The organism is Stenomitos frigidus ULC18 (assembly GCF_003003795.1).
Classification (GTDB): domain Bacteria; phylum Cyanobacteriota; class Cyanobacteriia; order Leptolyngbyales; family Leptolyngbyaceae; genus Stenomitos; species Stenomitos frigidus_A.
The window spans coordinates 1-6,280 of record NZ_PVWK01000131.1; the positions used below are offsets into that span (position 1 = coordinate 1).

General features: G+C 50.6%; 7 protein-coding genes. 3 read left to right on the forward strand and 4 right to left on the reverse strand.

The genetic code is table 11. The features are described from left to right. Positions 1-177: 177 nt before the first annotated feature. A complete protein-coding gene (locus tag C7B82_RS24280) occupies positions 178-1,011 on the reverse strand; it encodes a YdcF family protein (protein ID WP_106259314.1) in 834 nt (277 codons plus the stop codon). A gap of 418 nt (positions 1,012-1,429) precedes the next feature. On the opposite strand from C7B82_RS24280, the gene C7B82_RS24285 reads away from it, so the two are divergent. Beyond that, on the forward strand, positions 1,430-2,314 hold the full coding sequence (locus C7B82_RS24285) for an ArsR/SmtB family transcription factor (protein ID WP_106259316.1): 885 nt from the start codon (positions 1,430-1,432) through the stop codon (positions 2,312-2,314). On the opposite strand, the gene C7B82_RS24290 is transcribed toward C7B82_RS24285, so the two are convergent. Beyond that, entirely contained in the window at positions 2,259-3,080 is an 822-nt protein-coding gene (locus C7B82_RS24290) for a YdcF family protein (RefSeq protein ID WP_106259321.1), read from the reverse strand. The two genes, C7B82_RS24285 and C7B82_RS24290, sit on opposite strands and share 56 nt — an antisense overlap. 323 nt (positions 3,081-3,403) lie before the next feature. On the opposite strand from C7B82_RS24290, the gene C7B82_RS24295 reads away from it, so the two are divergent. Continuing rightward, the gene (locus C7B82_RS24295) at positions 3,404-3,895 is read left to right on the forward strand and encodes a molybdenum cofactor biosynthesis protein MoaE (RefSeq protein ID WP_106259317.1); all 492 of its coding nucleotides are present in this window, start codon (positions 3,404-3,406) and stop codon (positions 3,893-3,895) included. Positions 3,896-3,934: 39 nt separating this feature from the next. On the opposite strand, the gene C7B82_RS24300 is transcribed toward C7B82_RS24295, so the two are convergent. Together C7B82_RS24300 and C7B82_RS24305 are read right to left on the reverse strand one after the other, a co-directional pair. Next, positions 3,935-4,318, reverse strand: coding sequence for a PIN domain-containing protein (locus tag C7B82_RS24300; protein WP_106259319.1), 384 nt, complete (start codon positions 4,316-4,318; stop codon positions 3,935-3,937). After that, on the reverse strand, positions 4,308-4,565 hold the full coding sequence (locus C7B82_RS24305; RefSeq protein ID WP_219904672.1) for a hypothetical protein: 258 nt from the start codon (positions 4,563-4,565) through the stop codon (positions 4,308-4,310). The genes C7B82_RS24300 and C7B82_RS24305 overlap by 11 nt, the downstream gene beginning before the upstream one ends. Before the next feature lie 462 nt (positions 4,566-5,027). On the opposite strand from C7B82_RS24305, the gene C7B82_RS24310 reads away from it, so the two are divergent. Further along, positions 5,028-6,161, forward strand: coding sequence for an ISAzo13 family transposase (locus tag C7B82_RS24310; RefSeq protein ID WP_219904673.1), 1,134 nt, complete (start codon positions 5,028-5,030; stop codon positions 6,159-6,161). The last annotated feature ends 119 nt before the right edge of the window (positions 6,162-6,280 follow it).

The window sequence follows — 6,280 nt, forward strand, 5'->3', positions numbered from 1 at the left end:
ACGCCTGCCATGTCTATTGATTGAACCCAATAGCTACTTTATATCATCTGTAGCTTAATCTTGAGGAATTGGTATTAGTCAGTGGTCAGTGAATCGTATTGTGCTGATCGCTTTGTACTAATTGCTGATCGCTTTTCTTCCCATCAGCCCTTGCTACGATCACGCCGAACGCGTCACTCAGCTCAATTCTCTGTCTGCAAAAGCATGTACATCCTTGAGCTCAGCCGCTTCACGTTCATGGAACCGCCCGCGGAGAACATAGCTAAGTATGCCGCCATACTCTCTGGCAACGAGCTCGATGTGTTCTCGATAACCGAGATTAGAGGGCAAGTCATTGGGATGAGCGATGACATCGAACCCCAGGCTTTGAAAGGTGAGGCGCGATCGCAGCATGTGGGGGGCATCCGTCACCAAAATGATCTGTTTCATGCCCTTTGGTATGAGTAAATCTGCCGTAAACTGGGCGTTTTCTTCGGTGGTGAGTGAGCAGTTTTCGCCATCCAAAACATCGCTTGGAATACCCTTCTCTAGAAGTTGGCGGGTAATTCTTTTCGCATCGCCACGCCCGCTGACGAAAATGAGTGGTGCGCGCTTTGCCTGCCAAAGCGCTGCCGTGACGTCAACGCGATCATTCATAAAGCGCGCACCTCGACCCAGGACAACGATCGCCTCTGCTTTAGCACCAGAATCGGCAGGAATTTGACTGGTCAAAGCGTGGGTAACGAGGGCGAGTCCCGGTGGTGACGTGATGAGCAGACAGGCTAAGGTCAGCGCCACAACAACGTGGGTGCGACGCCGATACCAGCGAAGGCGACGACTCCACAGACGGATTCGCTGCCGTTGAGAGGGTTTGCGAAGTGCCCACACTAAACCAACCACTACCAACACCAGTAGCGCCAGCAGCGTGATGCGAACGGATAACGGCAACGGCTGAGTCAAGCGACCGGAGATCAACCAGGTAAACGATACCCACTTGCTATGCGATCGGGGGCATGAAGCAGAATCTAGCATTGGAGTGTGGGTAGAGAAAGGCGAGATAGAAGAGCAAAATCTGGTAGGGAACCAGGTAGAACAACACTGTCCTTATACGCGTTCCAGACAATAACCAGACAATAAATGACCGGCAATTGGCTCATTTCATTCAGGGGTGTAAATCTAGGGTCGCAAGGTTTTGCGACCATACTCAAACAAGCACAAGCCTCTTCGTCATTCTAATTTGCCTTCCTTGAAGGACTTTGTTGCTAGTGTGAAGCTTAGGGATAGCCACTGTGAACTTTATTATGGAAGATGATCTGCTTTTGTTTCTGGGCTCAGTCGGCTTACTGGTCCTTTACCTGGTGTGGTCTGCTAGCACAGAAATGGGCACCAAGCACCCCAGGAAAAAATAGCGATCGCTTGACGCTTTAGTTATTTCGATTATTCTAGAAATATGGCTAACGAAGAGATCACTCGCTATGCAGACATCTTTACTGCCCTGGGCTCAGAGCCGAGGTTAGAAATTATGCGCCTCTTGTTTGCCGCACATCCTATCGGTATGACTGTGGGAGAGCTGCAAGCACAGCTTAAAATACCGTCTTCAACCCTTTCGCATCATCTTGAAAAGCTGCGTATAGAAGGGTTAGTCAGTTCCAGGCGCGATAAGCAATTTCTGTGGTACTCCGCTGAGGCTAGTACCGTCGAGGCTTTACTGTCCTTTCTCTACAGCGGTTGTGCGGTAGATTCTCAAACGCTAACTTCGTCACAAGCTTGTGACGTTAAATACCTTATTGAACCAGCTTCAGCCCCATCAAAAGAGAACACCGTTATGTTTGGAAATTTTTTGCGATCACTCAGTGATCTATTGATTGGCTTATTCGATCGCGTAGCGTTGCCAGTAGGCTTTGAGCGGTTTACGCCCAAAGCCATGCAGTCAGTTTTTTTCGCTCAGGACGAATCACGTCGGCTGAAACATGCCTTCATTGGCACTGAACAATTGCTGCTAGGGTTGCTTGAAGAAAAAACCGGGATCGCTTCACAAGTGCTAACTGCCGCAGGTGTACATGGCGATCGTGTCCGGGTAGAAATCGAAACACTGATTGGGCAGGGCAAGGGTACACCCCCTACTATTCCGTTTACGCCACGAGCAAAGCAAACCTTAGGACTTGCACTCGACCAGGCTCGCCAACTGGGTCGTCATCACGTTGACACCGAACATTTGCTGTTAGGCATTTTGCGCGAAGGCAAGGGCTTGGCAGCCAAAGTCTTAGAAAATCTTGGGCTCAACCTGAAAGCACTGGAGCAACAGGTACTTCAAGCGGCAATGCCTCCTGAATAGGGGCGATCGCGGTGGGGCTAATGTCTGCTGCTGAAGGCTCACGGGGTAAAAAGCGCCCCCGTAAGCCATAGCCAACCAGCCCTAAATATTCTCGGAAGACCAGATAGGCTTTTGACCTCACATTCAAGTGATTGGGGAGCGGATTCGTATGGGGGATAACCTCAAACCCAAGACTGCGAAACGTCAGGAGCGATCGCAACATGTGCGGTGGATCGGTCACTAGCAGAATGCGATGTACATTCTTGGGCTGCACGATGGCAGCAGTAAAGCGGGCGTTTTCTTCGGTCGTGCGAGAGCAGGGTTCGCCATCGATCGCTGTATCAGGAATCCCCTTTTGCGCCAGCATATCGGCAATTTGTTGGGCATCACCCCAACCGCTAGCAAAAATCAATGGAGCGCGCTGTGCTTCCCAAAGCCGAGCGGAAACGTCAACGCGTTCGGGTCTCATCTCAGTGCCTCGACCCAGTACCACGATAGCGTCTGCGGGTGCCCCCACATCGGATGGCAGGAAGGTGACCAGAACACGATTGCCAATTTTGACCATGGTTGGCGAAAGCGTCAGCAAATACACACATAAAAGCGTTGCTCCTAGACCGCTGATACGCCGTCGCCAGCGCAAGCGACGAAACAGCAAGGGCAGCACAGTGAGAAGCACTAAGGGTGGGATCACCAGTGCTGGCGTTGTGAGCCAGTTAAAAACTTGCCATGAGAGCGATGTCCACGAGTTTGTTAGTGGTTTTTGGATACACAGTGTTGGGTCTAGCATTGCTGTTACCTGATCAATCTCAGTTCTGTACTCAACGGTGGTCGTCAGCGCTTGCACCCAGATGCGGGTTAACTTAAACGTGCAGCAGTCTCAAAAGTAGGAGAGCAAAAAAATTGAGAAGCTCCCAATCCAGTCGTTACTACCTTAGCCTCTCTAAAACTTAACAAACATTTGTAAAGGCAACAGGTTGCCCATCACAGACGGCACTCTAGCTCATTTACAGCTACACTTAAGACGATTACTTAAGACGATTAAAGCCGTGTCCATTCGACGCTGATATGTCGTTGACGCAACAGTTTTAAGCCGCTACTGACAACGCTTTTATGCAAACCAAACCGTCTCTCACTTTTTCCGCCCCCAAGCACAGCAGCGATAGTTTGGCAATTACGTTTGCACCGCTGTTGCTATCGGAAGCCTACGCGCTAGCAGAAGACGATGCTAACGGCGCGATCGTGGTGATGAGCGGCACAGTGCGCCATCAAACTGACGGTAAGCCTGTGGTGGCGTTGGAGTATCAAGCGTATGAACCAATGGCACTGCAAATCTTTCGGCAAATTTCAGACGCTATCCACAAGCGCTGGCTAGATGCGACTCGTGTTGTGATCCATCACCGTACAGGGCGGCTAGAGATTGGTGAAATTAGTGTCTTGGTTGCAGTAGGTTGCCCTCATCGGGCGGAAGCTTTTGAGGCGTGCCAGTATGCGATCGACACACTGAAGCACAACGCCCCCATCTGGAAAAAAGAACATTGGGCAGATGGTTCCAGCAGTTGGGTCAGTATCGGCGCGTGTGAACAGCCTGGGGGGAATTGCTGAGAAACTGGGACGATCGTTGATAGGACGTGCCTCTAAACATCAAGGCACAAAAGCAACAACCATTAACGCTTGGATTGTTTGTAGCTCTTGATCAGCAGTAATCAAAGCGGCATTTGCATGCATCGCCGTAGCGGCAATAATGACATCGGGTAGCGGGAGACGAGACTGCTGTCGCAGTTGAATCGCCAGTTCTATTAGATCACCCTGAGAAGGGTCTAGCCCAATGACCTCGACTCGCTCAAGAAACTGGTCAAACACCTCACGATCGTTTTCACTCAAGCCTGAGAATGATAAAAACTCGAGCTGGCTAATGATTGAGATTCCAAGCCATTCACTGGTCTGGAGTTGTTGAAGTACCTGCTGGTTACCACGAAGCAGGGCAATAATCGCATTCGTATCCAGCAGGTACCGATTACCATTCATCTCTTATGGTTCGCTGCATCGCGATCGCATCTCCCTGCCATTGCAATCTGCCTGCGAGATCAGAAAAGTCGTACGCTTGCGATCTGGCAGGCGTTGATGCAACAGGATTAATCACCAGAACCAACTCAACGTCTCCAGGCGGTAAGTGCGTTGGCACATCTAGCCGCAGATGCCCATTAGCATCAACCTGACCGATCAGTGAAAGAGTTTGCATCATCTCGATTTTCAACGGGACAACCGATCGCATTCATTCCCTCTATTCTATGCCTCACCTAGATTTTCAGCGCTGACATCCGTTAAGAATCGACGCTCTAAAGAGCTGGAACAGTTTCTTAGCGGTAGGGGGAATCGGGCAGTACAAAAGGCTATAACAGAGTCAGCTAAAAACACGGGTGAGAGCATATGGCGCGAGATGAAGCGTATCGGGAAGCAGAACAGCGGATTGAAGCTGCCCGTCAGGAGGGAGTGACAGAACTTGACCTTAGCGACATGGTGTAGGCTTCGGTATGTGCTTTGGGAAGTAAGCTACAAAACAAGCGATGCATGACGCGTCGGAGCCTTATCGATAGTACGTTGGAACTTTGCCTGACGTACCTGACGCGGACATGGTGCCGTTCTTGCTGTGCAAAAAAAGAGGAAGGCGGCTAAGAGAACTCCAAAGAATGACTGATCCTGCGATACTGGGACATCGTTAACCTGAAGTCCCAGTATGAGTTCGGATGTCCTTATTCAACTGACTGATAGTCTCAAATTGCTGTATATCAAAACGGCTCAAAAGCTTAAAGGTACTGACCGACGACAATTTATGGCAGCAGTGGTGCGGGGGTTGGGGGTGGGTGGACAAACCAGAGCCGAACGGGAACTCGGATGGAATCGGCTCACCATTCGCCTTGGGATGCAGGAATTGACCAGTGGTCAACCGTTGGTACCCGGCTATCAGCGGAGTGGACGCAAGCGTGTCGAAGTGCAATTACCCCATTTACTGGAGGACATTCAAGCCATCGTAGACCCGCATAGCCAGACTGACCCAAGTTTTAAGAGTACCCGTCTTTATACACGTTTGAGTGCGGCAGCCGTAAGGCGTCAATTGCTTGAGCAAGGCTACCAGGACGCGGACTTGCCGAGTGGCGAAACGATTCGTCGTCGCTTAAATGAGTTAGGTTACACGTTGAAGCGGGTGGCCAAGATCAAGCCCCAGAAGCGGATACCTGAAACTGATGCCATTTTTGCCCAACTCCAGCAGGTCAATCAGCAAGCCGATGCAGCCCCCCCCTTGCGGATCTCGATGGATGCCAAAGTGGCAGTCAACCTTGGGGAGTACGACCGTGGTGGCAAAACCCGGACACCGACGCAGGCGAATGACCATGATTTTGACGCCATACTCACACTGACACTCTATGGCCTCTTTCTACCCGAATACCAGGAACTGTCTTTGTTCTTTGTCACCTCCAAGGTAACGGCAGATCGTATTGTTGACCTGCTGGAAGCGTGGTGGCAGCAGGCGAAAGACCGTTTTGCCCACATTCATGTGTTAGTGATTAATCAAGATAATGGTCCTGAAAATCACTTTCGTCGCACACAGTTTATGCAGCGCCTCGTCACCTTCGCGCACCAAGCCCAATTGAAGCTCCAGTTGGCCTACTATCCGCCCTATCACAGCAAATACAATCCCGTCGAACGTACCTTTGGCTGGTTGGAACAACATTGGAACGGCAGCTTACTCGACAGTGTGGAGACGGTGCTGGGCTTTGCGCAAGCGCTGACCTTCAAGGGCATGCAACCGGTAGTGACCTTAGTTGAAACCATTTATCAAACAGGCGTTATACCAATTCCTCAAGGTTAGGCTACAGATGGTATAAAGTAGCTATTGCGTTCAAGCAGCAGTTATGGCAGGCGTTTACAAGCTCGCTATCACCGAAACGGAAACAGACCTCAAGCACCGGCTCAGAAGCCAGAAGACCG

What these genes read in the sequence shown, in the direction of transcription:
- C7B82_RS24280 (WP_106259314.1), bottom strand. Translation starts at nt 1,011, where the DNA reads ATGCTAGATTCTGCTTCATGCCCCCGATCGCATAGCAAGTGGGTATCG.
- C7B82_RS24285 (WP_106259316.1), top strand. Translation starts at nt 1,430, where the DNA reads ATGGCTAACGAAGAGATCACTCGCTATGCAGACATCTTTACTGCCCTG.
- C7B82_RS24290 (WP_106259321.1), bottom strand. Translation starts at nt 3,080, where the DNA reads ATGCTAGACCCAACACTGTGTATCCAAAAACCACTAACAAACTCGTGG.
- C7B82_RS24295 (WP_106259317.1), top strand. Translation starts at nt 3,404, where the DNA reads ATGCAAACCAAACCGTCTCTCACTTTTTCCGCCCCCAAGCACAGCAGC.
- C7B82_RS24300 (WP_106259319.1), bottom strand. Translation starts at nt 4,318, where the DNA reads ATGAATGGTAATCGGTACCTGCTGGATACGAATGCGATTATTGCCCTG.
- C7B82_RS24305 (WP_219904672.1), bottom strand. Translation starts at nt 4,565, where the DNA reads ATGCGATCGGTTGTCCCGTTGAAAATCGAGATGATGCAAACTCTTTCA.
- C7B82_RS24310 (WP_219904673.1), top strand. Translation starts at nt 5,028, where the DNA reads ATGAGTTCGGATGTCCTTATTCAACTGACTGATAGTCTCAAATTGCTG.